This is a genomic window from Hyphomonas sp. UBA3601 (genome assembly GCF_002375605.1).
In the GTDB taxonomy this organism is placed as follows: Bacteria; Pseudomonadota; Alphaproteobacteria; order Caulobacterales; family Hyphomonadaceae; genus Hyphomonas.
Window position 1 is genome coordinate 1,287 of sequence record NZ_DFME01000025.1, and the last position, 270, is coordinate 1,556.

Below are 270 nucleotides of genomic sequence, written 5' to 3' on the forward strand. Positions count from 1 at the left end.
CGTCGGCGCAGTCCGCACTGGCGAGCACGAGTGTCCGGCTACGCAGCCTGTCCGTGGATTGGAGGGAATTTCCCAGCAGGGACTCCGTGGCCCGCTCGATTTCCGCAAGCGCGGCCTGAAGCGTCTCCGACGGCTCAGCGCAGGCGGCCATCACATGGCGCGGCGCGTCGGCGGGTCTGGCCTCAAGCTGTTCGTACCGAAGCCAGAGTTCGTAGCCATCCTCTGCAACAGCCGGCAACACGCCGAAACCAATTGAAATCGAAATGAACA

The 270-nt window shown here is 63.7% G+C and carries 1 pseudogene; it reads right to left on the reverse strand.

Features of this window, described 5'->3' with window-relative positions:
• A pseudogene (locus B4F73_RS02500) lies at positions 1 to 270 on the reverse strand (alpha-glucuronidase family glycosyl hydrolase); the annotation flags it as partial.